Raw genomic sequence first — 22,266 nt, forward strand, 5'->3', positions numbered from 1 at the left:
GCCATGAAACGGAACGGGAACATTTGCTTGCTCCGAGACTTGCACGAGAGTATAGCCACAAAGCATAGCCATAAAGGAAAACGCTATGAGCTGGAGCGTCGCCAAGGCAAAGGACAATCTTTCCGAGGTCATTCGCCGCTCGCGAACTGAGGGACCGCAGGAAATCTCGCTGCACGGTGAAGCGGCGGCTGTCGTCTTGTCCGCCGAAGACTTCCGCCGCCTGAAGGACCCGCGTGCGTCGCGGGACTTCAAGGATTGGCTGCTGAACGGCCCCTCTCTCGAGGGCGTCGATCTGGAACGGGACCGGCGTCCGGCGCGGGAGATCGATCCCTTCTGATGTTTCTGCTCGACACCAATGCGATCAGCGAGCCCAAGCGCGCACGACCGGATCCCGGGGTTGTGGCGTGGCTGGGCGAACAACTTCTCTCCGACCTTCATCTCAGCGTCATCACCGTCGGCGAGTTGCGCCGAGGCATTGTGCGGCTCGAACCGAGCCGGCGGCGGGACGACCTGGATTTCTGGCTTGAGGATATGATCCTCAGGTACGACGAGCGTATCCTGCCGGTTGATCTGGATGTCACGGAACGCTGGGCGTCAATCGCGGAAGCTCAGAGAGCGGCGGGACGGGTCTCGGAAATGACCGACGAGCTGATCGCGGCGACTGCCCATGTTCACGGGCTTACCGTCGTCACGCGCAACGTCCGTCATTTCGAAAACACGGGCTGCCGCGTGTTATCGCCGTGGAGCGAATGACCGCCAGTTTGCCGCCGCTGTTCGCCGACTGGTTCGCCAGCCGAGGCTGGAGCCCGAGGCGGCACCAGCTCGAGATGATCGCGGCGGCGCAGGGCGGATCGCACGCCCTGCTGGTCGCGCCGACGGGGGGCGGCAAGACGCTGGCGGGGTTCTTGCCGTCGCTGATCGATCTCGCCGAACGTGGGCCTCGGCCGGAGTTCGGGCCGGGCAGCGGGATCCATACGATCTATGTCTCGCCGCTGAAGGCGCTGACGACCGACGTCGAGCGGAACCTGATGACGCCCATCCGCGAGATCGGGCTGAACATCCATGTCGAGAGCCGGACCGGCGACACCAAACAGTCGAAGAAGCAGCGCCAGAGGGACAATCCGCCGGACATCCTGCTGACCACGCCGGAACAGCTGGCCCTGTTCTGCGCCTGGAGCGGAGCGCGGGCCTATTTCGCCGACCTGAAATGCATCGTGCTGGACGAGGTCCACGCCATCTGGTCGGGCAAGCGGGGGGACCTGCTGAACCTCGGTCTCGCACGGCTGCAGAGCTTTTCGCCGGGGCTGAGACGGGTGGCGTTGTCGGCGACGATCGACGATCCGGGGCTGATCGCGGAGTGGCTCGCGGCGCAGGACGAGCCGGTCGCGATGGTCAAGGGCGATCCCGGCGCAGCGCCCCTGATCGACGTGCTGGTGTCCGAGGGCCGCGTGCCCTGGGCCGGGCACACCGGCCAGCATGCGATCCCCGAAGTCTATGACGCCATCAAGCGCGCCCAACTGGCTCTGATCTTCGTCAACACGCGGTGGCAGTCGGAGTTCGTCTTCCAGCAGCTGTGGGAGATCAATGACGAGAACCTGCCCATCGGCTTGCACCACGGCTCGCTAGCGGCCGAGCAGCGGCGGAAGGTCGAGGCGGCCATGGCGCGGGGCGACCTGCGCGCCGTGGTCTGCACCTCGACGCTGGACCTCGGCATCGACTGGGGCGACGTCGACCTGGTCATCCAGATGGCGGCGCCCAAGGGATCCAGCCGCCTCGTCCAGCGCATCGGCCGGGCCAATCACCGGCTCGACGAACCGAGCCGCGCCCTCATGGTGCCCGCCAGCCGGTTCGAACTGCTGGAATGCCAGGCGGCGCGCGAGGCGGTCGCCGACAACGCCTTCGACTGGGAGCCGCACCACATCGGCACCCTCGATACCCTGGCCCAGCACGTCATGGGGGTCGCCTGTTCGGAGCCGTTCGACCTCGACGCCCTGCACGCCGAGGTGACGTCCTGCAGCCCCTATCGCGGCCTGACCTATGAGGCGTTCGAGGAGGTGGTGGATTTCGTCGCCACGGGCGGATATGCGCTGCGCACCTACGACCGGTTCGCCCGCATCGTCCGGACGCCCGAAGGCCAGTGGACCGTGCGAAACCAACTGGTCGCGCAGCGCCACCGCATGAATGTCGGGGCCATCGTGGCGGCCGGCACCCTGAACGTGAAGGTCGCCTCGCGACGCGGCGGCGCGTCGAAACAACTGGTCGGCGGGCGGAAGGTCGGCGAGGCCGAGGAGTGGTATTTCGAACAGCTCACGCCCGGCGACACCTTCGTCTTCGCCGGGCAGGTCTGGGCCTTCCAGGGCATCGTCGGCATGGACGCCCTGGTCACTCACGCCGCCGACAAGGACCCCAAGATCCCAAGCTGGGGCGGGTCGCAGTTTCCGCTCGGCACGTCTCTAGCCGCCCGCGTCCGCGCCATGGTCCAGGACCGCGACCATTGGCGCGTCCTGCCGCCCGACGTGCAGGAGTGGCTGGAGCTTCAGGATCAGCGCAGCCTGATCCCCGACGCCGACAGTTTGCTGGTCGAGACCTTCCCGCGCGGCAGCCGCCATTTCCTCGTCGCCTATCCGTTCGAGGGGCGGCTGGCCCATTCGACGCTCTGCATGCTGCTGACGCGCAGGCTGGATCGGCTGGGCGTCGGGCCGCTGGGGTTCGTCGTGACCGACTATTCGCTGGCCATCTGGGCCATCAAGCCGATGGACGGGCTGGACTGGGACGCTTTGTTCCAGCCCGACATGCTGGGCGACGATCTGGAAGCCTGGCTGGAGGAGAGCTTCATGATGAAGCGCACCTTCCGCAATTGCGCCCTCGTTTCGGGCTTGATCGAGCGCCGACAGCCGGGCGCCGAGAAGACGGGGCGCCAGGTGACCTTCTCCACCGACCTGATCTACGACGTGCTCCGCCGCCACCAGCCCGATCATCTGCTGCTCCGCACCGCCCGCGCCGACGCCGCGTCGGGCCTGCTGGACGTCGCGCGTCTGGGTCAGTTGCTGAGCCGGATCGCGGGCCACATCCGCCCCATCGCCCTGGAGCGGCCCTCGCCCTTCTGCGTGCCCGTCCTGGTCCAGATCGGACGCGAGCGGGTCGGGGGCGACGCGGCTGAAATGATCCTCGAAGCCTCGGCGCAGGAGCTGATCGACGAGGTCATGGAGGACGCCCCGCCTGAACTGCAGGGGGCGGCATGAACGCGGCCCTGAGAGCGACCCTGACCCCGGCGCGTCGCGTTTGCGGATCGCTGTCCGTGCGGGTCATGGGCGAGCACTGCGTGCTGCGCTGCTCGGGCGCACTGTGGCTGCCGGATTTCTTAACCTTGGTTGCAGGCGACCTCCACCTGGAGAAGGGCTCGGCCTTCGCCGCGCGCGGCCAGATGCTGCCCCCCTACGACAGCCGCGCGACGCTGGATCGGCTGGAGGCGGAGATCGCCGAGCTGAAGCCGGGGCGGGTCGTCCTGCTCGGCGACAGCTTCCACGATTCCAAATCCATCGGCCGGATGGCGGCGGACGACCGCGAGCGGCTCGATCGCCTGGCCTTCGGGCGCGACTGGGTCTGGCTGGAGGGCAACCACGACCGCGAGGCGCTCAACGTCGCCGATGCGGACGCCGTCTCGCGTCTGCCCGGCCGGATCGTCGGCGAGATGCGGCTGGGCGCCCTGTTTCTGACCCACGAGCCGATGCCGGAGGCTCAGAACGGCGAGGTTGCGGGACACCTCCACCCCTGCGCCCGGGTCGTCGCCCATGCGCGAATGGTGCGTCGGTCGTGCTTCGTTACGGACGGGCGGCGGCTGATCCTGCCGGCGTTCGGAGCGTTCACCGGGGGGCTGAACGTGCTGGATGCGGCCATCGCCGGCCTGTTCCGCGAACCTCCGATGGCGGCGGCTCTGGGCAAGGATCGGGTCCACGCCCTCGCTTGGGCCGGGCTCGTCTAGAGCGCCTGCAGGACCGCCAGCAGACTCAGGATCGCGCCCGCCGTCGCCACGCTGCGGAGCGTCCGATACCACGTCGGCGAAGCACGGAAGTCCCAGTACACCATGGCGACCAGGGCGAAGATCAGCACCACCAGCCGGAACTCATAAGGCACGCCCGGCAGGAAGGTCAGCCAGGCTGCGACCGGCGGCGCGTTGCTGAGGATCAGGGTCGCTGGACGCGGATCGCGCTCGGCCAGGCCCTTGCCCCACCGCGTACCCGCCAGAAAAGACACGATGACCGCGGCGTAGATCGTGAGCGGGTCCAGCCACTCGGCGCTTTCGTCCCGTTTCAGCAGAATCCAGCCCGCCAAGCCCACGAAGGGAATGAGGCCGGCCAGCGTCAGCCCCCAGGCCGTCAAGCGGGTCCGGTCCATCAGTTTCTCCTGAACACGCGACTGGCCAGATACCCCATCCCGGCGGCCAGCAGGACGCACAGGACGCCGTAGCTCCAGGGACGCCGATGGGCGAACTCGTAGACGTCGCGTTCGAAGCCGACCTTCTCGACCGTCAGGGTCAGGTTCGACACGCCCGCCGGTTCGCCGTCGCGGAACAGCCAGACCTCGGCGTGGTACTCGCCCGTCGGGGCCGTGGCCGGCAGTTCGACCTGGGCGCGGAACAGGCCGCGATCGACGAAGGTCACCCCTTCCGGATCGGTGTCGTAGAGCGCCGCCGCCTCCTTCAGCCGGATCACGGCGCGACGCCAGTCGAGATAGTCTTCGCCGAGACGCGAGATGACCACGTCGCGTACGCCGTAGCGGGTGACGGTGCGGCTCTCCTCCGGCGCGTCGATGCGCAGGTGATCGACCCCGACGCCGAGCCTGCGCAGCTGACCGAAGCCCGCGATGTCCGGCAGGGGTCGGGTCGAGGCGGTCATGTAAAAACCGGGGGCGCCCTCGAACAGGACCGGGCGACTGTTCAGCCAGACGCCGAGGTTGCGCGTCTTCTTGACGAGACGGATCGGAGCGTCGGGCCCGCGCACCACGACCACCACGTCGGTCGGATCGTCGGTCGGATTGAAGACCGCGCCGTAGAGGACGATGTTCGCGCCCCGGAAGCTGGAGTCGACCTGGACCCTCGCATCGGTCAGGGCGGCGGCGACGCGCAACTCGGCCGCGGTATCGACCGACTGTTCGGGCGCTGGGGCGACCGCTTCGATCAGTGGGGCGGGCGGGGGAATATCCTGGATCATCCGTCGGACACCCCGGGCGCCACAAGGAAGATGTCGGTCGGCCGCACGAACAGCTCCAGCCCCATCTGGATGCCGACGAAGAGGATCAGCAGACCCAGGGCCGCGCGCAGGATGTCGGCGCGGAACCGACCGGCGTATTTGGCGCCCAGCTGCGCCCCTACGACCCCGCCGATGAGGAGCAGGGTCGACAGGACGATGTCGACCGTCTGGTTCCGGCCCGCCTGCAAGATGGTGGTCATGGCCGTGGTGATGATGATCTGGAACAGGCTGGTGCCCACCACGACCCCCGCCTTCATGCGCAGGGCATAGAGCATCACCGGCACCAGGATGAAGCCGCCGCCGACCCCCATGATGGCCGACAGAACGCCCGCGAAGATTCCCAGGACCAGCGGCGGAATGGCGGAGATGTAGAGACCGGATTTTGGGAACCGCACCTTCCACGGCAGGCCGTAGAGCCAGAGCGGACGGCGACGTTCCTTGTGCGGAGCGATCTCGCCGCGATGCCGGCGCAGGATCTCGGTCAGGCTTTCCTGCAGCATCAGCAGACCGATGGCGCCGAGGAACAGCAGGTAGGACAAGGCCACGACCAGATCGGCCTGACCCAGGAGGCGTAGGTAGCGGAACACCTCGACGCCGGCGAGGGCGCCGATGACCCCGCCGGCGGCCATGATGCCGCCCATCTTGAAATCGACCGCGCCCTGGCCCGTGTAGCGGATGACGCCGGAGGTGGAGGAGGCCACGACGTGGCTGGCCTGGCTGGCGACGGCCACGGTCGGAGGAATGCCGAGGAAGACCAGCACCGGCGCCATCAGGAAGCCGCCGCCGATGCCGAACAGTCCGGACACGAATCCGACCAGCGCGCCCAGCAGAACCAGGAACGGCCAGTTCACCGAAACCTCGGCGATCGGCAGATAGATCTCCAAAGGGCGGGCCTTCGGCTGAAGATTACGCGAAACGCCGGAAGGCGACTGCTGGATGTCTTATCGGCGCGGCCTTTTCAGGGCTACCCACCAAGCGTGTCAGGCGAGCGGTTCCAGGGCGAAGGCCTCGGCCTGGGCGCGGGCGGTCTGGCGCGCGGCGGCCGGGATGGTCGGGGCCAGACGGTCGACGGCGGCCTGGGCCTGGGGATCGCCGGCGCGGGCGGCGATCAGATACCAGCGGTAGGCTTGCGTCGGATTGGGCGCGATGCCCTCGTCTCCGTTCTCGTAGATGCGGGCGACATTGTACTGGCTGTCGACCAGACCCTGATCGGCGGCCTTCTTGAGCCAGTCCAGGGCCTCGGGCCGGTTGCGCGCGCCGCCGACGCCGTCGAACAGATACATGCCGTAGGCATGCTCGCCGCCCGCGTCGCCGCCCTCGGCCGCACGGCGGGCCCACAGGCGGCTTTCCTGCAGGTTCCGGGCGACGCCGTTCTCACCCGACTGGAACAGGCCGGCCAGTTTCAGCTGAGCCTGGGGCTCGCCCAGATTGGCCGCCCGGGTCAGGGTCTCGACCCCGGCCGGATCGTTGCGGTCCAGTTGCTCGGTCGCCTGGGCGAACAGGGTCTGGGCCTCGGTCGCGTCGGCCGGCGAGGCGTCCAGCGGCGCGTCCGCAGGCGCCAGCGCCAGGGCCGCGATGGGCGTCGCACTGTCGGCCTCGGGGGCGCCGCCGACCAGACGGCTCAGGTCGTTGACGTCATACCCGGTGATGCGACCCAGCGAGATGACGCCGGCGACCACGGCGATGCCGGTGACCGAGGCCAGAAAGGCCTTCTTGGCCGTGCCGTCGCGCGAGGCCTGCTTGTCCAGTCGCTCCTGCAGGCGCGACTTGCCGCCCTTCTTGGCGCCGCCCAGGCCGAAGCCGGACCGTGGCGCGACTTCGGCAGCGGCGGCCTGCGGGGTGTTCATGGCCGCGCGGGCGGCGGAGATGGCGTCGCGGGTCGAGGCGCGACCGGCGGCCGCCCCTCCGCCCAGACCGGCGCGCAGCCGACGGGTGTCGACGAACTCGGTCTCGGCGGCGAAATCGTCATCGCCGCTGTCAAAGGTGCGGGTCGAAGGGAAGGCCTCGGCGACGGGCGCGGCGAAGGTCGGCTGGGGCGAGACCTCGGCGATGGCGTCCAGCGCGTCGGAAACATCCGCGCCGCCGAAGCCGCCGAAGGGCTGGGTCGCCGAGCCGAAGGGGGTCGGCTCGGGCGCCGTCGGTTCGAAGCGGCGCGGCAAGGCTTCGAAACTGTCCTCGGTCGGTTCAGCCGCCTCAGGCTCGCCCCAGGGTTCGATCTTGCGCTCGGACGACGCTGCAGCGGCGAACGGCGCCTCGGGGAAGGGTTCGATATCCGCAGCGAGAGAGTCGATCGACCAACCGTCGTCGTTCTGGCTGGGCGCGAAATCTTCCTCGGGGAAGGCCGCGGAGCGCCAGTCCGGTTGGGCGAACTCGGCGGCCATCGCCGGAGGGACGGCGGCGCGTTCGGGTATGGGGTCCGGAAGAGGCTGCGGCGTCGGATCGAAGGCGGGCGTCGCCGTGACCGGAGCGGCGACCCGCTGGTCCAGCGTCTCACGCGCCTCGGCCAGCAGTTTGGCGGTCCGTTCCTCGGACAGACGCATCCGCTCGGCCAGCTCGCCCGAGGCCCGGTCGTAGCGCTGCTCGATCCGCTCCGAACCCTCCATCATGCGCCGACCGATGTCCTCCAGCGCCTGGGCGGACTTCCGCTCCGACTGAGCGATGCGGTCGGCGAGACGGTCGGAGATGCGGGTGATCTCCACGCCGAGCTTCTCGATGGCGATGGCGTGCTGGTCGTCGGCGCGGTTCAGGCGGTGTTCGATCGCCTGGCCGTAGCGGCTCATGTCGCGGTCGATCTTGTCCGAAAGCGTCTGGGTCAGCGATCGCGCCAGCCCGGCTTCCAGCTTCTCCAGACGGCTATCGCCGACGGTCTCGACCTTGGCGACGCGGCTGTCCAGGTTCTGGGCGATGCGCAGGACCTCGCGGCCCATGGCGTCGATGCCCTGGGCGGAGCGCTGCTCGGCCGAGCGGGCCTGCTCGCCCAACGAGGCGATGGTGGCCTCGATGCGAGCCATCCGGCCTTCGCTCTCGGCCGTCTCGAGCTTGCGCAGCATCTCGGTGCGGTTGGCGTCGACCTGACGCGACAGGGTCTCGGCCAGTTTCTCGAAGCGGGCGGCCTCTCGCGAGCCTTCCGGCTCGACCCGGGTTTCGGCGGCGCGCAGACGCTGGTCCAGCCCGGCGAAGGAGCGTTCCAGGTTGCGAAGGGCCTCGGTCGTCTGGCTTTGGGCGGCGTCCAGCCGTTGACCGACGCGGGCCAGCAAGTCCGAACCGGCGCCCGCGCCGGCGGCCTTCTCGACCGCCTCGATGCGCGACAACAGGGTCTGGCCGTGGGCGCGGTTGCGTTCCTCCAGATCGTAGAGACGGCTGGTCAGGGCGGCGACGGCGGTGTCTGTCTTGCCCCAGGCGTCGGCCTTCTCGACGCCGTCGAGACGCTGGCGGACCTCCATCAGGCCCGAGCGCTGGCGCTCCTCGATGTCATACAGACGCCCCGCCAGACCGCCCAGGGCCTGTTCGACCTTGGTTATGGTCTCGGTGGTCTTGGGGCCGGCTTCCTGTTCGAACCGACGCAGGCGCTTGTGGCCTTCCTTCAGTTCGTCGGAGATGTCGTCGATGCGGCGGCCGTACTGACCGGCCTGCTGGTCCTGCGCCTCCATGCGTCGCACCAGACCGGCGACGGCCTGGTCCACGCCCTGGATCGCCAGGGTGGAGCGACGCTCTGCGGCCTCCAGACGGGCAGCGATGGCCTCGACCGAGGCGGCGACGCGCATCAGGGTCTCGTCGTCGCGCGAGCCCATGTCGTAGGCGTCGTCCAGGCGGCGCGAGCGGCCCCGACGCTCGAAGGTCTCGGAGGCGTGCGGACGGCGCGGCAACGGCGAGACGCCGTCGTCCTCGTCGTCCATGATCATGGTGTTGAGCCATTCGCCCAGCGTCATGCCGGATCGGCGCGCCAGGTCCTTGGCCACCTCACGCGCCTTCGGGTCGATCCCCTTTACGCTCCAAGGCGCTGCGGCGGCTGCGCTCACTGATTCGGCTCCCGACCCATACGACGCACGGTATATCGCCCATATCCGGGGTGTAAACGGACTGTTAACCCCAACATCTTGACGGTTCGCCATTCACCTGTGGATAGGCCGCGCCGCTACTCATTTCATCGGGCCGACATGGTTAACGCGGGATGAAGATTAAGACATCGGAAAGGGTTGGCTTGCGTCTGCGCGGGGTTCTCGCCACAGGACGCCGATGTCGATGACCCTGACCCTTTCGCTGCTGGCCGGCGCCCTGATCGTGGGCGTCTTCGCCGGATGGCGCGGCGCGCGACCCAGCGACTTCCTGAGGCCGCGCATGGTGCCGTGGCGGTTCATCATGCTGCTGGCGGGAGCGCTGGCCTTCCTGCTCATCATCCACCTCGGAACATTGCTCGGGGTCACGCCGCGCGGGACCTGACGGAACGGCGTGACGGCTGGGCGGTTATCCCCGCCGACCCATCACGAAGGAGCCGACATGGCCGACGAAACCCTCCCCGCCGCCGACGCCGAAAAGGAATTCTGGAAACATCTGAAGGATTCCAACACCGGCATGCTGGGCATCGACACGCCCGGGTATCATTCGCAGCCGATGACGGCCTATCGCGAGGAGGAGACCGGCACGATCTGGTTCTTCACCCTGGACACGACCGACCTGGCCAAGGACATCGCCAATGGCCAGACCCAGGGCATGTTCACCTACGGCTCCAAGGACCAACACGTCTGGGCCTGTATCCACGGCTCGCTGTCGCTGCGTCGCGACCAGGACGTCATCGACAAGCACTGGAACCCGATCCTCGCCGCCTGGTACCCCGAGGGCAAGGACGACCCACACCTGACCATCATCCGCTTCGACGGAGATGATGGCCGCATCTGGGTCTCCAAGAAGAGCGCTGCAGGATTCTTCTTCGAGATCGCCAAGGCTAATCTGACCAAGACCATGCCCGACGTCGGCGGCGTGGCGGACGTCAATCTGGGCTGAGACCCGGCTTTACATGAAGGGCGCCGTCTCGGGACGGCGCCCTTCATGTCGCGAACTCGGCCCGATCAGCCCGCGAAACACCAGGCCAGGACGGCCTTCTGGGCGTGGATGCGGTTTTCCGCCTCATCCCAGACCAGCGAGCGCGGCCCGTCGATCACCGCGTCGGTGACCTCTTCGCCCCGGTGCGCCGGCAGGCAGTGCAGGAAGACCGCGTCCGGATCGGCCAAGTCCATCAGGGCCTCGTCCACGGTGTAGCTCTCGAACGCGTGCAGGCGATCCTCGTAGTCGCTGTCGCCCATCGACACCCAGGTGTCGGTGATGACGACGTCCGCGCCCTTGACCGCATCGCGCGGGTCCGAGGTCAGGCTGACGGCGTTGCCGCCCTTGGCCAGGTCGTGCAGGTCCGGATGATATTCCGCCGGGCAGGCCACGTTCAGGTGGAAGCCCAGCTTCGGCGCCGCATGCATGAAGCTGTGGCAGACGTTGTTGCCGTCGCCGATCCACGCCAGCGTCTTGCCGGCGATCGGCCCGCGCTGCTCCTCGATGGTCATGATGTCGGCCAGGATCTGGCACGGGTGGGACCGGTCGGTCAGGCCGTTGACCACCGGCACGGTGGCGACGCGGGCGAACCGCTCCACGTCCTCGTGATCGTTGGCGCGGATCATGACGGCGTCGACCATGCGCGACAGGACCTTGGCCGTGTCCTCGACCGGCTCGCCCCGCCCCAGCTGCATGTCCGAGGCCGTAGCGATGATCGAGGCGCCGCCCAGTTGGCGGATGGCCGCGTCGAAGCTGAAGCGCGTTCGGGTCGAGTTCTTCTCGAAGATCATCGCCAACACGCGATCCTTCGCCGGCGCATCGGCGTCGACCCAGCCCTGGGGCCTGCCCTTGCGGGCGGCCTTGCGGGCGTGGGCGTCGTCGAGAATGGCGCGCAACTCGGCAGCGTCGAGCCGGTGGATGTCGAGGAAGTGCCGCACCATCAGACCGCCGCCTTGATCTTCGTCCGTGCGAACTCGCACGTCCGCTCCAGCCGCTCGACGGCCTCGCGGGCCTCGTCCAGCGTCAGGTTCAGCGGCGGCAGCATGCGCACACAGTTGTCGCCGCCGCCGGCGATCAGCAGGCGCTGATCGTCGCGCGCCCAGCCCATGAAGTCGCGGTTGTTCGGAACCAGCTTCAGCCCGATCAGCAGCCCCTTGCCGCGCACGTCCACGATCACGTCGGGGAAACGCTCGGCCAGACCGTTCAGCTGCTGTTTCAGATAGGCGGCGATCTCGGACACATTGCCCAGGATTTCCGGCGTGTTGATCGCGCCGAAGGCCGCCTTGCCGACCGCCATGGCCAGCGGGTTGCCGCCGAAGGTCGAGCCGTGGGCGCCGACCGTCATCCCCTTGGCGGCATGGGTGGTCGCCAGACAGGCGCCGACGGGAAAGCCGCCGCCCAGCGCCTTGGCCACGGCCATGATGTCGGGCGCCATGCCGGCCCACTCATGCGCCCACAGCTTGCCGGTCCGGCCCATGCCGCACTGGACCTCGTCGAAGATGATCAGCACGCCGTGCTCGTCGCACAGGTCGCGCAGGCCCCGCAGGCAGTGTTCCGGCATGGCGCGACAGCCGCCCTCGCCCTGCACCGGCTCGACGATGATCGCCGCCGTCGTCGACTGGGCGATGGCCGCCTTGATCGCTTCGTGGTCGCCCCAGGTCAGCTGGTGGAAGCCCTGCATCTTGGGCCCGAAGCCTTCGGTGTAGCTGGGGTTGGCCGCCGCGTTGATCGCGCCATAGGTCCGGCCGTGGAAGGCCCCGTCGAAGCCGTAGATGTCGATCCGATCCGGCTGACCATTCGCTGCGTGGAATTTCCGCGCCGTCTTCAGCGCGCACTCGACGGCTTCCGTGCCCGAGTTGGTGAAGAAGACGACGTCGGCGAAGCTGTTGGCCGTCAACGCGTCGGCTAGCTCTTCCTGACCGGGGATCTTGTAGATGTTGGAGACGTGCCAGAGCTTTTCGGCCTGGGCCTTCACCGCCTCGACCAGCACCGGATGGGCGTGGCCCAGGCCGTTGGTGGAGATGCCCTGGACGCAGTCCAGATACTCGGTCCCGTCCTTGCCCCACAGACGCGCGCCTCGCCCGCGATCCACTTCCAGCGGCGCGCGATTGTAGACACCCATCAAATGACCGGACACGGACGTACCTCCAAAAGAAACGAAGCCCCGCACGCGGAGCGGCGGGACTTTCTCAAAAAGGGGTTGTCGGGCGGGGGTGGGTCTGAGTCAACACCAGGCGGCGAGGCAAGAGGGAACAGGCAATAGGCGACAGGAGGCAGTGATCGCATTACGACACCGGCTCGCCCTGTTGCCTCCGCTCAGCTCTTCAGCCGCCAGCCCGACTTGAACACCAGCCAACAGCAGACGGCCATGACCACCGTCAGGGCGCCGGACATGACCACGCCGATCATCAGATTGCCCTCCGCATGGCCGATGAAGCCGTAGCGGAAGCCGTCGATCAGATAGAAGAAGGGGTTCCAGTGGCTGATGGCCGCGAACGGCTGGGGCAGGTTCTCGACCAGATAGAAGGCGCCCGACAGGAAGGTCATCGGCAGGACGACGAAGTTCTGGACCGCCGCCAGCTGGTCGAACTTCTCGGACCACAGGCCGGCCAGCACCCCGATCATCCCCATCAGGAGCGAGGCGATCAGGGCGAAATAGAGGATGGCCGCGACGTTGGTGACGCCCAGCTTCGCGAACGGCATGACGCAGACGGCGGTGACCAGACCCACCGCGATGCCCCGCGTCGCGGCGCCCAGCGAAAAGCCGATCGTCAGCTCAAGCGGCGACAGCGGCGGGGTCAGGAAGTCGGTCGAGGTGCCCATGATCTTGGCCTGGATCAGGCTCGACGAGGCGTTGGCGAAGGCGTTGTTCAGGATGGCCATCATGATCAGGCCGGGGGCCACGAACTCGGCGAAGGGCGTGCCGTGCAGGGGCGGCCGCGCCCCCTTCAAGGCCACGACGAAGACCAGCATGTAGAGCAGGGTCGTGACCACCGGTGCGGCGACCGTCTGGGCCCCCACCTTCCAGAAGCGGCGGACTTCGCGCAGATAAAGCGTCTGAACCCCGATCCAGTTGACCCCGGCATAGTGGCGCGGGGTCGGAAGGCCCGAAGGGCGGGTCGAGGCAAGATCGGTCATGACGCCCAGATGCGGCCGCAACTGGCGGGACGCAAGGCCTAGAGGGTCGGGTTGGCCTTGCGCCGCGCCGCGTCGGCCTCGGCGATCAGACGAAGGCCCGAAATCTCTGCGGCGTCCGCGGTCATGATGATCGGCGCGGAGGGAGGATCGACGACGGTCACCAAGCCCTCACCGGCCTTGGGCATCAATGGCTTACGCTGGATCGGCGGGTCGTTTGGAGCATCGGCGGGCATGCAAAACGAACACGAGACCCTTGGGCGGGTTCCGTATCGCGCCGCTTCGCGTCGGTCACAGAACACCGATTCAATATCTAGTTCCTGTGGACGACTGATTCGCACATCTTGCGTCTGTTAAGGTCTCGTTTACGATTAGTTGTGGCCGAAGGGATCCGGAGGGGACCTCGGGCGCCAGATATTGAATCAGATCGTACCCGGAGGGTGTCATGACCGCAGGCTGGACCGAGGATCGCGTCGGCGCGCTGAAGAAGCTGTGGCTGGAGGGGCAGTCGGCCTCGCAGATCGCCAAACAGCTGGGCGGCGGCGTCACCCGCAACGCCGTCATCGGCAAGGTTCACCGCCTGGGCCTGTCGGGCCGCGCCACCCCGTCGCAGCCGGCCCGCGCCGCCACGACCTTCCGTCCGGCCCGCACCCGCACGACCCCGCCGGCCCAGCCGTCGGCGCCCAGACGTCTCGAGGGGGGCCGCGTCGAGGCCGCCGCCCCCGCGCCGCGCCCGGTCGCCGTGGCTCCGACCCTGCCGAGCGTCGCCGAGCTGCCAGGCACCGCCACGGTGATGACCCTCGGCGCCCACATGTGCAAATGGCCGATCGGCGACCCGTCCTCGACCGAGTTCAGCTTCTGCGGCCGTCGCGCCTCGGAAGGCGTCTACTGCGTCGAACACGCCCGCGTCGCCTACCAGCCCGCCCTCAAGCGCGGCGGCAAGGAAGAACTGGCGCGGAGCCTGCGTCGGTACATTTAACGGGCGCTATCGCTCCCGACGCGGTCGCTCGCTGCTTGAGCGCATGTCGTGGGCGCGACCGTTCAGCGCGCGGCGCTTCACTGCTTGAGCGCTTGTCATCCCCGCGAAAGCGGGGACGGGGCGGGGCCATGGTTCTCCGGGTTGACGCGGCCCCAACTCTTTCGACCCTCCTCCGCCCTGCGGGGGAGGGTCTTCTATTTGGCGTCAGGCGGCCTGCGCCGTCCCGATCAGGGCGCCGGCCGGCACGCCCCACGCCGCGCTGATCGTGCGGATGTGATCGACGGACAGTCCACGTCGCCCACTGAGAATTTCCGAGGCCCGCGACCGCGACCCCAGCAATGACGCGAGGTCGGCCTGACTATAGCCCCGCCCCTCCATCACCAGACGCAGCACGTCGCGCGGAGCCGCAGCCCCGATCGGCCAACACCGCTCCTCATAAGCTGCTATGACCAGGCCGAGCAGTTCGAACCGGTCCCCTTCCGGCGTTCCCGGCTGGGGCTCGTCGTCGAACAAGGCCTCGTACGCGGCCATGGCGGCGGCCAGCTGCTCGTCGTCATGGATCACCCGAACGGTGAACGGGGTCATGGTCGCCTCTCCTTTCACACCGAGGCCGGATCGATCCGGTCGTATTCGGCATGGGTCCCGACAAACTTCACCAGCACCTGTTTGAACGGATAGGAAATCCGAACGACCAGCCGATAGTTGTTTCCGCCGATGTCGAAGATGACCCGGGTGTCACCGACGAAATCGACGGAGTTGAAGTCGTCGCGCACATCCTGCGGCGTCCGCCATTCGGCGGCACGGGCCAGGTCGTACCAGGCCGAGAGCGGACCCCTGGCGCGCGGGTGCCGGGTCCAGAACTCGACGAGCGTACGGCGCGCCACGACGTTCATGGATAGACCCTAACATGTTCCCGTATTGGGAGCAACTAGTTCAGGACCCGCCCACCCGGCACATCCAGGCTGAAGGCCGGGATCGCGGCCTCGAACGACCGACCGTCGGCGGCGGTCATCGTATAGGCCCCCTCCATCGACCCCGACGGCGTCGGGAGCGGACAACCTGAGGCGTAGGAATAGCTGTCGCCCGGCGCGATCAGGGGCTGTTCGCCGACCACGCCTGGCCCGCGCACCGTCTCCACATGGCCCGTGGCGTCGGTGATGATCCAGCGCCGCGCCATCAGCCGAACGGCCTCGTCGCCCCGGTTCTCGATCTCCACCTGATAGGCCCAGACCCAGCGGCCCTCGGCCGGATCGGACTGTCCGGCCAGATAGCTGGGGCGAACGCGGACGACGACGCCTTCCGTTTCAGCCACATAGGGGTTCGTGTCGTGCATGACCTATGGTCGCCTGACGCAAGCCAGAGTTCAAGCGCGCGCAAGTGGCGAGCGACCGCGCCCGCGCTCAAGCAGCGAGACGCCGCGCGTCGAGCGGTAGCGCTTCAGCCGGACGTGCGTCCGGCGACATCAGTGTGTAAGGCTCATTCCATGACTCTTGAATTCCCTACGCCCGGCATCCTGCCCGCCCAGTCCATCGAAGCCCTGATCGCGGGCGGCGCCATCACCTCCGCCACGGAATGGGATGCCGATCAGGTCCAGCCAGCCAGCCTGGACCTGCGTCTGTCCGAGCGCGCCTGGCGCGTCCGCGCCTCCTTCCTGCCCGGCAAGCGGCTGGTCGCCGACCGGATCGCCGACGTCTCCATGCACCCGATCGACCTCTCGGACGGCTATGTGCTGGAGAAGGGCTGCGTTTACATCGCCGAGCTGCAGGAGCGGCTGAGCCTGCCCAAGGGCCTGATCGCCCGCGCCAATCCCAAATCCTCGACCGGCCGCGTCGACGTCTTCGTGCGCCTGCTGACCGATCGCGGCGGCGCCTTCGACGACGTGGACGAGGGCTATGAGGGACCGCTGTATCTCGAGATCGCGCCCCAGACCTTCTCCATCCTGGTCCGCCCCGGCACCCGCCTGAACCAGTTGCGCCTCAAGGCCGGGGAGCCGCCGAAGCTGGAGACCCGCTCGGTCGGCGTCGACCTCCAGTCCGGCGACATCGTGGGTTTTCGCGGCCGTCGCCACGCCGGCGTCGTCGATCTGGACAACATCGACGGCCATGACCCGAAAGACTTCTGGGAGCCGCTGACGCTGCGTCGCGGCGAACTGCTGCTGGATCCGGGCGAGTTCTATATCTTGGCCTCCAACGAGGCGGTCGAGATCCCGGTCATGCAGGCCGCCGAGATGACCCCGATCGACCCCTCGGTCGGCGAGTTCCGTGTCCACTACGCCGGCTTCTTCGACCCCGGCTTCGGCACGGACGAAGCCCATGGTGCGGGCTCCAAGGGCGTGCTCGAGGTCCGCACCCACGACACGCCGTTCCTACTCGAACACGGCCAGATCGTCGCCCGACTGGTCTACGAACCCCTGACCGAACGGCCCAGCCGCCTCTATGGCGAAAGCGGCAGCCACTATCAGAGCCAGGGGCTGAAGCTGTCGAAGCACTTCAAGGTGTGGGGCTGAGGCAAGGCAACAGGGATCAGGCAACAGAGCTGCACGACCTCTGTTGCCTGTTGCCTAGTGCCTATTGCCTCGATCTAGATCAGCTTGTCCGCCTTCCGCAGCCCCGGGAACAGCTTCGCCCAGACCCCCGTCGCAGCCAGGGCCCCGAACCCGCCGAACACGGCCGCGCCGATGGGACCCAGGAACCGCACCATCACCCCGGAATAGGCCTCGCCGAGTTCATTGGACGCGCCGATGAACAGCATCGACACGGAGCTGACCCGCCCGCGCATGTGATCCGGCGTCGACAGCTGGATCAGGGTCTGGCGGATGTTGACGCTGACCATGTCGGCCATGCCGCCGACGAACAGGGCCGCCGCCGAGAGCCAGACGATCTTCGACAGGCCGAACACGACGGTGCAGATGCCGAACACGGCGACCGAGGCGAACATGATCATCCCGCCGCGTCCGGGCAGGGGATAGCGCGCCAGGACCAGCGCCATCAGGAAGGCCCCGCCCCCGAACGCCGCGCGCAAGAGGCCGAACCCTTCGGGACCGACATGCAGAATGTCGCGCGCGAAGATCGGCGTCAGCAGGGCGACCCCCGCGAACAGCACCACGATCAGATCCAGCGAGATCGCGCCCAGCACGATCTTGGTGTTCCAGACGTATTTCAGCCCGTCCTTGACTGCCTCCCAGCGATCGCCGGACGCCTCGATCGGGGTCGGCTTGCCGCTGGTGCGGATAATCAGGAAACAGATCAGGCCGACGGCGAACAGGCCCAACGACACCCCATAGGCCAGCGGCACATTGATCCCGACGATCACCCCGCCCAGGGCCGGCCCGGCGATGGCCCCGGTCTGGAAGGCGATCGACTGGGCCGCGATGGCGCGCGGCAGGGCGGCACGGCCGACCACCATCGGCAGATAGGCCTGGCTGGCGGGCGCCAGGAAGGCGCGCGACGCGCCGAAGCCGACCGCTACGGCCAGCAGCCCCCAGAGCGGCGGATGGCCGTGGATCGCCATGGCGAGAAAGGAGAGGGCGCACAGCGCCTCGGCCATGACCGACAGGATCACCGTCCGACGCCGGTCGCGCCGGTCCGCCATCTCCCCGGCCGGAAGGGTCAGCAGCAGAAGCGGAATGAACTGGGCCAGCCCGACCATGCCGAGATACAGGCTGGCCTGTTCGATCGGATGATCGCGGCGTGCGATCTCATAGACCTGCCACAACAGGGCCGAGGACTGGATCTGGATCGCCAGCACGGCCGACAGCCGGCCCAGCCAGATCAGGCGAAAGTCGTTGATCGCCCAGGGATTGGTCCCGTGAGCGGCGAGGGCGGCCTCGGCGTTCGGCTTGGTGATCGGCTCGGGCGTCTCGGGAGAATCGGTCATGCTGAGGGCGTCTCGTGGGGAGGCCCGGTCTTTGCGCCCGGTCGCGATCCCCGTAAAGCATGACCGCATGAGCGCCCCCGTCCCGACCGTCATCGATCCCGTAGACCTCTGTCGCGACCTGATCCGCCGGCCCTCCGTCACCCCGGCCGACGAAGGCGCGATGGACACGCTCCAGCGCGTGCTCGAGGGCCTCGGCTTCGCCTGCCGCCGCATGGCCTTCGAGGGGCCGGGCGGCGAGGGCAAGGAGGCGCGGATCGAGAACCTCTACGCCCGGCGCGGGACCGCTTCGCCCAACCTCTGTTTCGCCGGCCACACCGACGTCGTGCCGACCGGCGAAGCCGGCGCCTGGTCGTCCGATCCGTTCGAGGCCGAGGTCAAGGACGGCGTCCTCTACGGCCGGGGGGCGGTGGACATGAAGGGCGGCATCGCCGCCTGGGTCGCTGCGGTGTCCGAGGTGCTGGCGGCAGGCGAGGTGGAGGGCTCCCTCTCCTTCCTCATCACCGGCGACGAGGAAGGCCCGGCCCTGCACGGCACCAAGCGCGTCGTCGAGACCCTGATGGCCGAGGGCGAGGGCATCGACGCCTGCATCGTCGGCGAACCGTCGTCCCAGCAGCAGCTCGGCGACATGATCAAGATCGGCCGGCGCGGATCGCTCAACACCTGGATCACCGTCCACGGCAAACAGGGTCACGTCGCCTATCCCGACCGCGCGGCCAATCCGGCCCCGGTCCTGGTGCGTCTGCTGAGCCGTCTGGACGCCCACGTCCTGGATGCCGGCTACGAGGCCTTCCAGCCGTCGAATCTGGAGATCACCACCGTCGACATCGCCAATCCGGCGACGAACGTGATCCCGTCCGAGGCCCGCGCCCGGCTCAATATCCGCTTCAACCCGGCCCAGACCGGCGACGGCCTGATCGACTGGCTGAACCGCGAGGCGGGCCGCGTGCAGGCCGAGACGGGTCTGCAGATCACCCTCGAACACATGTGCTCCGGCGAGGCCTTCCTGACGCCCCACGGCGCCTTCGTCACGGCCGTGCAGGATGCGGTGGAACAGACGACCGGCCTCCGCCCCGACGCCTCGACCACCGGCGGTACGTCGGACGCCCGCTTCATCCGCGCCATGTGCCCGGTGCTGGAACTGGGTCTGGTCGGACAGACCATGCACCAGATCGACGAGCGGGTTCCGATCGCCGAGCTTCAGGCCCTAGCCGCGACCTACCGACGGGTCATCGAGACGGTCTTCGCCCGCACCTAGTTCAGCGGCCCGGTCGCCTTCGCGGCGGCCAGCTCCAGTCTGGCGATCCGGCGGTCCATGCCGGCGACGACCTCTTCCAGCCGCGCCTTCTCGGAGGCCATGTCGACGGGCGTCCCGTCCTCGTAGACGATCTGCGCGCCCTGCTCGATCAGGCGCAGGCGATGGATGGCCGTGTCGCGCGCGGCCTTGAAGCGGGCCAGTTCGGTGTCGGAGGCGGTCATCGCCTTCCCCTCGCCGCCCTTGCGCCGCAGGTCAAGCTTCAGGCCAGCACCGCCGCGGCGTGGTTCATCATCACCACGGCCCCGCCCAGGGTCGCGAGGAATGAGGCGAGGAAGAAGCCGGTCTCCCGCCACAGCTCGCGGCGCGGCTGGCGTTCGATGGGCGGCAGCTGGAAGTTCAGGACCCTCATGGTCGGTCTCCGGGCGTAACCCTCAAAGGCTGCGCCCATCGCCTTGAGCGTTCGCAAACAAACGTGGGCAACGCCCCGTTGACCCTACTGCCGCTCGAGGAACCTCAGCGCCGACATCGCGTGGGTCTTCACCCCCAGCACCAGCACGTCCTCGTTGACGTCGAACTGAGGCGAATGGTTCGGCGCCGTCGTGGCCGGATCGACCCCGTCCGCCGTCCCACCCAGGTGATAGAAGACGCCCGGGACCTCGTTTTGGAAATAGGAGAAGTCCTCCGCCACCGTTGTCGGCGGGGTGGCCGGATTGACGTTGCCTGCCCCCGCGACCTCGGTCAAAACCGGAGCCAGCCAGGCGGAGAGTTCCTCGTTGTTGAACACCAGGGCCGCGTTCTGGCGGATGGCAAAGTCGGCAGTCGCGCCGTAAGCCTCGGCCACATGGTCGATCGCCGCCTCGGCGCGGCGCACCAGATCGTCGCGCTGCGCCACGTCGAAGGTCCGCAGCGTCCCCGACATCACCGCCTCGTCGGGGATGATGTTGTAGCGGACCCCGGCGTTGACCGTGGCGATGGTGAAGACGGTCGGGGTCGTCGTCGGGTCGATGGTCCGCGCCGTCAGGGTGTTGACCGTGGAGATCACCTGCCCCGCCACCGCCACCACGTCGATGCCGCGCCACGGCCAGGCGCCGTGCGTCTGGCGTCCATGCAGGGTGATGTCCACCCGGTCCGAGGCCGCCATGAAGCCCTGCGGCCGATAGAAGACGGTCCCGGCCTTACCCGGTACGACGTGCAGACCGAAGATCGCCTCGACCTTGGGGTTCTCCAGCGCCCCGTCCTGGATCATCAGCTTGGCCCCGCCCATCGGCTCTCCCGGAGGCGCGCCCTCCTCCGCCGGCTGGAAGAGGAAGACGACGGTCCCGCTGAAGCGATCCTTCATTCCGCTCAGCACCTGGGCGGCGCCCAGCAGCATGGCGACGTGGGCGTCGTGGCCGCAGGCGTGGGCGACCGGCACGGTCTGGCCTTGATACGTCCCCGTCGCGGTCGAGGCGAACGGCAGGCCCGTCGTCTCCAGCACCGGCAGGGCGTCCATGTCGGCGCGCAGGGCGACCACATGCTGCGGTCCCGCCCCGGTCCCGCGCAGGACGCCGACGACCCCGGTCCGCCCGACCTGCTCTCGCACCTCGATCCCCATGCCGCGCAGATGTTCGGCCACGAAGGCGGCGGTGCGGGTTTCGGCGAAGCCCAGCTCCGGATGGGCGTGCAGGTCGCGGCGCCAGGCGATGACATCGGCCTCGATCCCTTGCGCGGCGGTCGCGACGTCGGCCGCCGGAACCTGTGCGAGGGCGGGCGCGGCCATGAGGGTCAGGGCGGCGGCGATGGCGGCGGTACGGATCATGAAAGCTCCCCGATCGGTGCGGGATGATGACGGTGTCGCGCCCGCCGACGCAAGCGTCTTGCGCCCGTCGCAGACGCAGCCGACATATCCGCCATGGCCGTGAAGATCTCGAAGACGAAATGGCGCGACGTCGTCCTGGTCTGCAGGAAATGCCAGAAGAAGCTCGACGGCGGCTTCGGCCCGCACGGCGACAAGAGCCTCAAGAAGGCCCTGAAGACATATCTGAAACCCGGCGACGGCAAGGGCCGCAAGGCCGAGCTGGCCGTGATCGAGACCGCCTGTTTCGACGTCTGTCCCAAGAACGCCGTGGTCTGCGTCAACGCCGCCGAGCCCAAGGCCCTCCTGATCGTCCCCGTCGGCGCGGACCTGTTCGAGGTCAAGGCCCGCCTGAACCTCGACGACGGGCGAAGACTGAAGCCGACCCTGAGCGTCGTCGGCGAAGGCCAACCCCTTTCCATCGACGCCTAGATCGCGTCCGGGCCTGGACGAGTCTCCGGGTCGGAATGGTCGCCAGACGTGGCCCTCTCGGTGCATCCCAGCGCAGGCTGGGGTCCGGAGGGAGGATTCCACCGTTGCGACCATCCCAGCCGCCTCAAGCCGCGACCTGGACCTCAGCCATTGCTGGGGTGCACGGGGCGATTTTGGTCGATACCCATCAATGGACACCCGAATTCGCCCAACGAATTCAACGCCCGGCTCTGATTAAGGCCTTTATCGCAGGCGCCCTGGATTCCTCCGTTACACTACTCGCATCCCGTCGTTGGGGAAGGCGTCCTGGGCCCAGGACCCGGACGTGCGGCGGGGCCGATCGTAGCGGGGTTGTCCGAGGGGCGTGAAACCTCGGAGCCCGGCGGGCCTGAGCCCGCCGCCCGTCGCGGGCCTATCGCCTGAGGGTCCAAAGGACCCGGGACCTGTGCCGACCTTCGCCGAGGCG

25 protein-coding genes are annotated in these 22,266 nt (G+C 68.2%); 10 read left to right on the forward strand and 15 right to left on the reverse strand.

The window, feature by feature from the left end; genetic code table 11:
- Positions 1-85: 85 nt before the first annotated feature.
- The 4 genes from O5O43_RS12865 to pdeM are packed head-to-tail and all read left to right on the forward strand — an operon-like array spanning position 86 to position 3,982.
- Positions 86-337: a type II toxin-antitoxin system Phd/YefM family antitoxin gene (locus O5O43_RS12865; protein WP_271084291.1), complete on the forward strand. Its 252-nt coding sequence runs from the start codon at positions 86-88 to the stop codon at positions 335-337.
- The gene (locus O5O43_RS12870; RefSeq protein WP_271084292.1) at positions 337-753 is read left to right on the forward strand and encodes a type II toxin-antitoxin system VapC family toxin; all 417 of its coding nucleotides are present in this window, start codon (positions 337-339) and stop codon (positions 751-753) included. Before O5O43_RS12865 ends, O5O43_RS12870 begins: the two co-directional genes overlap by 1 nt.
- Positions 750-3,242: a ligase-associated DNA damage response DEXH box helicase gene (locus tag O5O43_RS12875; RefSeq protein ID WP_271084293.1), complete on the forward strand. Its 2,493-nt coding sequence runs from the start codon at positions 750-752 to the stop codon at positions 3,240-3,242. The genes O5O43_RS12870 and O5O43_RS12875 overlap by 4 nt, the downstream gene beginning before the upstream one ends.
- Entirely contained in the window at positions 3,239-3,982 is a 744-nt protein-coding gene (gene pdeM / locus O5O43_RS12880; protein ID WP_271084294.1) for a ligase-associated DNA damage response endonuclease PdeM, read from the forward strand. Before O5O43_RS12875 ends, pdeM begins: the two co-directional genes overlap by 4 nt.
- Here pdeM and O5O43_RS12885 read toward each other — a convergent pair.
- The 4 genes from O5O43_RS12885 to O5O43_RS12900 all read right to left on the reverse strand — a co-directional run bounded on the left by O5O43_RS12885 (position 3,979) and on the right by O5O43_RS12900 (position 9,268).
- Complete coding sequence (locus tag O5O43_RS12885; protein ID WP_271084295.1) at positions 3,979-4,395, reverse strand: DUF3429 domain-containing protein; 417 nt, start codon at positions 4,393-4,395, stop codon at positions 3,979-3,981. The two genes, pdeM and O5O43_RS12885, sit on opposite strands and share 4 nt — an antisense overlap.
- Positions 4,395-5,210, reverse strand: a complete 816-nt coding sequence (locus O5O43_RS12890) for a TIGR02186 family protein (RefSeq protein ID WP_271084296.1) — start codon at positions 5,208-5,210, stop codon at positions 4,395-4,397. Before O5O43_RS12890 ends, O5O43_RS12885 begins: the two co-directional genes overlap by 1 nt.
- Positions 5,207-6,133, reverse strand: a complete 927-nt coding sequence (locus O5O43_RS12895) for a sulfite exporter TauE/SafE family protein (RefSeq protein ID WP_271084297.1) — start codon at positions 6,131-6,133, stop codon at positions 5,207-5,209. Before O5O43_RS12895 ends, O5O43_RS12890 begins: the two co-directional genes overlap by 4 nt.
- A gap of 96 nt (positions 6,134-6,229) precedes the next feature.
- Positions 6,230-9,268 carry a hypothetical protein gene (locus O5O43_RS12900; RefSeq protein ID WP_271084298.1) on the reverse strand — a complete coding sequence of 1,013 codons (3,039 nt, stop codon included), beginning with the start codon at positions 9,266-9,268 and terminating at the stop codon, positions 6,230-6,232.
- A 223-nt stretch (positions 9,269-9,491) separates the two neighbouring features.
- Here O5O43_RS12900 and O5O43_RS12905 point away from each other — a divergent pair, with 223 nt between their 5' ends.
- Complete coding sequence (locus O5O43_RS12905; protein ID WP_348637141.1) at positions 9,492-9,689, forward strand: hypothetical protein; 198 nt, start codon at positions 9,492-9,494, stop codon at positions 9,687-9,689.
- Between the two features lie 57 nt (positions 9,690-9,746).
- Positions 9,747-10,250: a pyridoxamine 5'-phosphate oxidase family protein gene (locus O5O43_RS12910; protein ID WP_271084300.1), complete on the forward strand. Its 504-nt coding sequence runs from the start codon at positions 9,747-9,749 to the stop codon at positions 10,248-10,250.
- Between the two features lie 65 nt (positions 10,251-10,315).
- On the opposite strand, the gene argF is transcribed toward O5O43_RS12910, so the two are convergent.
- The 4 genes from argF to O5O43_RS12930 form a co-directional block, all read right to left on the reverse strand.
- Positions 10,316-11,230: an ornithine carbamoyltransferase gene (gene argF, locus O5O43_RS12915; protein WP_271086436.1), complete on the reverse strand. Its 915-nt coding sequence runs from the start codon at positions 11,228-11,230 to the stop codon at positions 10,316-10,318.
- On the reverse strand, positions 11,230-12,411 hold the full coding sequence (locus O5O43_RS12920; protein WP_271086437.1) for an aspartate aminotransferase family protein: 1,182 nt from the start codon (positions 12,409-12,411) through the stop codon (positions 11,230-11,232). The genes argF and O5O43_RS12920 overlap by 1 nt, the downstream gene beginning before the upstream one ends.
- 194 nt (positions 12,412-12,605) lie before the next feature.
- Positions 12,606-13,427, reverse strand: a complete 822-nt coding sequence (locus O5O43_RS12925) for an ABC transporter permease (protein WP_271084301.1) — start codon at positions 13,425-13,427, stop codon at positions 12,606-12,608.
- A gap of 38 nt (positions 13,428-13,465) precedes the next feature.
- The gene (locus O5O43_RS12930) at positions 13,466-13,612 is read right to left on the reverse strand and encodes a hypothetical protein (RefSeq protein WP_271084302.1); all 147 of its coding nucleotides are present in this window, start codon (positions 13,610-13,612) and stop codon (positions 13,466-13,468) included.
- Positions 13,613-13,869: 257 nt separating this feature from the next.
- Between O5O43_RS12930 and O5O43_RS12935 the strand changes: the two genes are divergently transcribed.
- Positions 13,870-14,403, forward strand: coding sequence for a GcrA family cell cycle regulator (locus O5O43_RS12935; RefSeq protein ID WP_271084303.1), 534 nt, complete (start codon positions 13,870-13,872; stop codon positions 14,401-14,403).
- Between the two features lie 204 nt (positions 14,404-14,607).
- Here O5O43_RS12935 and O5O43_RS12940 read toward each other — a convergent pair whose 3' ends face one another.
- The 3 genes from O5O43_RS12940 to apaG are packed head-to-tail and all read right to left on the reverse strand — an operon-like array spanning position 14,608 to position 15,736.
- Positions 14,608-14,988 carry a helix-turn-helix domain-containing protein gene (locus O5O43_RS12940; RefSeq protein WP_271084304.1) on the reverse strand — a complete coding sequence of 127 codons (381 nt, stop codon included), beginning with the start codon at positions 14,986-14,988 and terminating at the stop codon, positions 14,608-14,610.
- 14 nt (positions 14,989-15,002) lie between these two features.
- Positions 15,003-15,296, reverse strand: coding sequence for a type II toxin-antitoxin system HigB family toxin (locus tag O5O43_RS12945; RefSeq protein WP_271084305.1), 294 nt, complete (start codon positions 15,294-15,296; stop codon positions 15,003-15,005).
- Positions 15,297-15,331: 35 nt separating this feature from the next.
- Positions 15,332-15,736, reverse strand: a complete 405-nt coding sequence (gene apaG / locus O5O43_RS12950) for a Co2+/Mg2+ efflux protein ApaG (RefSeq protein ID WP_271084306.1) — start codon at positions 15,734-15,736, stop codon at positions 15,332-15,334.
- Positions 15,737-15,886: 150 nt separating this feature from the next.
- On the opposite strand from apaG, the gene O5O43_RS12955 reads away from it, so the two are divergent.
- Positions 15,887-16,909, forward strand: a complete 1,023-nt coding sequence (locus O5O43_RS12955) for a 2'-deoxycytidine 5'-triphosphate deaminase (RefSeq protein WP_271084307.1) — start codon at positions 15,887-15,889, stop codon at positions 16,907-16,909.
- 74 nt (positions 16,910-16,983) lie between these two features.
- Here O5O43_RS12955 and O5O43_RS12960 read toward each other — a convergent pair whose 3' ends face one another.
- Positions 16,984-18,279 (reverse strand): MFS transporter, encoded by a 1,296-nt coding sequence (locus O5O43_RS12960; protein ID WP_271084308.1) that lies wholly within the window; start codon positions 18,277-18,279, stop codon positions 16,984-16,986.
- Positions 18,280-18,346: 67 nt separating this feature from the next.
- Here O5O43_RS12960 and dapE point away from each other — a divergent pair, with 67 nt between their 5' ends.
- A complete protein-coding gene (dapE, locus tag O5O43_RS12965; RefSeq protein WP_271084309.1) occupies positions 18,347-19,534 on the forward strand; it encodes a succinyl-diaminopimelate desuccinylase in 1,188 nt (395 codons plus the stop codon).
- On the opposite strand, the gene O5O43_RS12970 is transcribed toward dapE, so the two are convergent.
- The 3 genes from O5O43_RS12970 to O5O43_RS12980 all read right to left on the reverse strand — a co-directional run bounded on the left by O5O43_RS12970 (position 19,531) and on the right by O5O43_RS12980 (position 21,332).
- Positions 19,531-19,755 carry a hypothetical protein gene (locus O5O43_RS12970; protein ID WP_271084310.1) on the reverse strand — a complete coding sequence of 75 codons (225 nt, stop codon included), beginning with the start codon at positions 19,753-19,755 and terminating at the stop codon, positions 19,531-19,533. The two genes, dapE and O5O43_RS12970, sit on opposite strands and share 4 nt — an antisense overlap.
- A gap of 38 nt (positions 19,756-19,793) precedes the next feature.
- A complete protein-coding gene (locus tag O5O43_RS12975) occupies positions 19,794-19,943 on the reverse strand; it encodes a hypothetical protein (RefSeq protein ID WP_271084311.1) in 150 nt (49 codons plus the stop codon).
- A gap of 84 nt (positions 19,944-20,027) precedes the next feature.
- On the reverse strand, positions 20,028-21,332 hold the full coding sequence (locus tag O5O43_RS12980; protein ID WP_271084312.1) for an amidohydrolase: 1,305 nt from the start codon (positions 21,330-21,332) through the stop codon (positions 20,028-20,030).
- 93 nt (positions 21,333-21,425) lie between these two features.
- Between O5O43_RS12980 and O5O43_RS12985 the strand changes: the two genes are divergently transcribed.
- The gene (locus O5O43_RS12985) at positions 21,426-21,800 is read left to right on the forward strand and encodes a hypothetical protein (RefSeq protein WP_271084313.1); all 375 of its coding nucleotides are present in this window, start codon (positions 21,426-21,428) and stop codon (positions 21,798-21,800) included.
- Positions 21,801-22,266: the final 466 nt, after the last annotated feature.

The organism is Brevundimonas sp. NIBR11 (genome assembly GCF_027912535.1).
Taxonomy (GTDB): domain Bacteria; phylum Pseudomonadota; class Alphaproteobacteria; order Caulobacterales; family Caulobacteraceae; genus Brevundimonas.

Bases quoted from the DNA above. Each gene is read 5' to 3' on its own strand.
- O5O43_RS12865 (WP_271084291.1), top strand. From the start codon at position 86: ATGAGCTGGAGCGTCGCCAAGGCAAAGGACAATCTTTCCGAGGTCATT.
- O5O43_RS12870 (WP_271084292.1), top strand. From the start codon at position 337: ATGTTTCTGCTCGACACCAATGCGATCAGCGAGCCCAAGCGCGCACGA.
- O5O43_RS12875 (WP_271084293.1), top strand. From the start codon at position 750: ATGACCGCCAGTTTGCCGCCGCTGTTCGCCGACTGGTTCGCCAGCCGA.
- pdeM (WP_271084294.1), top strand. From the start codon at position 3,239: ATGAACGCGGCCCTGAGAGCGACCCTGACCCCGGCGCGTCGCGTTTGC.
- O5O43_RS12885 (WP_271084295.1), bottom strand. From the start codon at position 4,395: ATGGACCGGACCCGCTTGACGGCCTGGGGGCTGACGCTGGCCGGCCTC.
- O5O43_RS12890 (WP_271084296.1), bottom strand. From the start codon at position 5,210: ATGATCCAGGATATTCCCCCGCCCGCCCCACTGATCGAAGCGGTCGCC.
- O5O43_RS12905 (WP_348637141.1), top strand. From the start codon at position 9,492: ATGACCCTGACCCTTTCGCTGCTGGCCGGCGCCCTGATCGTGGGCGTC.
- O5O43_RS12910 (WP_271084300.1), top strand. From the start codon at position 9,747: ATGGCCGACGAAACCCTCCCCGCCGCCGACGCCGAAAAGGAATTCTGG.
- argF (WP_271086436.1), bottom strand. From the start codon at position 11,230: ATGGTGCGGCACTTCCTCGACATCCACCGGCTCGACGCTGCCGAGTTG.
- O5O43_RS12920 (WP_271086437.1), bottom strand. From the start codon at position 12,411: ATGGGTGTCTACAATCGCGCGCCGCTGGAAGTGGATCGCGGGCGAGGC.
- O5O43_RS12925 (WP_271084301.1), bottom strand. From the start codon at position 13,427: ATGACCGATCTTGCCTCGACCCGCCCTTCGGGCCTTCCGACCCCGCGC.
- O5O43_RS12930 (WP_271084302.1), bottom strand. From the start codon at position 13,612: ATGCCCAAGGCCGGTGAGGGCTTGGTGACCGTCGTCGATCCTCCCTCC.
- O5O43_RS12935 (WP_271084303.1), top strand. From the start codon at position 13,870: ATGACCGCAGGCTGGACCGAGGATCGCGTCGGCGCGCTGAAGAAGCTG.
- O5O43_RS12940 (WP_271084304.1), bottom strand. From the start codon at position 14,988: ATGACCCCGTTCACCGTTCGGGTGATCCATGACGACGAGCAGCTGGCC.
- O5O43_RS12945 (WP_271084305.1), bottom strand. From the start codon at position 15,296: ATGAACGTCGTGGCGCGCCGTACGCTCGTCGAGTTCTGGACCCGGCAC.
- apaG (WP_271084306.1), bottom strand. From the start codon at position 15,736: ATGCACGACACGAACCCCTATGTGGCTGAAACGGAAGGCGTCGTCGTC.
- O5O43_RS12955 (WP_271084307.1), top strand. From the start codon at position 15,887: ATGACTCTTGAATTCCCTACGCCCGGCATCCTGCCCGCCCAGTCCATC.
- O5O43_RS12960 (WP_271084308.1), bottom strand. From the start codon at position 18,279: ATGACCGATTCTCCCGAGACGCCCGAGCCGATCACCAAGCCGAACGCC.
- dapE (WP_271084309.1), top strand. From the start codon at position 18,347: ATGAGCGCCCCCGTCCCGACCGTCATCGATCCCGTAGACCTCTGTCGC.
- O5O43_RS12970 (WP_271084310.1), bottom strand. From the start codon at position 19,755: ATGACCGCCTCCGACACCGAACTGGCCCGCTTCAAGGCCGCGCGCGAC.
- O5O43_RS12975 (WP_271084311.1), bottom strand. From the start codon at position 19,943: ATGAGGGTCCTGAACTTCCAGCTGCCGCCCATCGAACGCCAGCCGCGC.
- O5O43_RS12980 (WP_271084312.1), bottom strand. From the start codon at position 21,332: ATGATCCGTACCGCCGCCATCGCCGCCGCCCTGACCCTCATGGCCGCG.
- O5O43_RS12985 (WP_271084313.1), top strand. From the start codon at position 21,426: ATGGCCGTGAAGATCTCGAAGACGAAATGGCGCGACGTCGTCCTGGTC.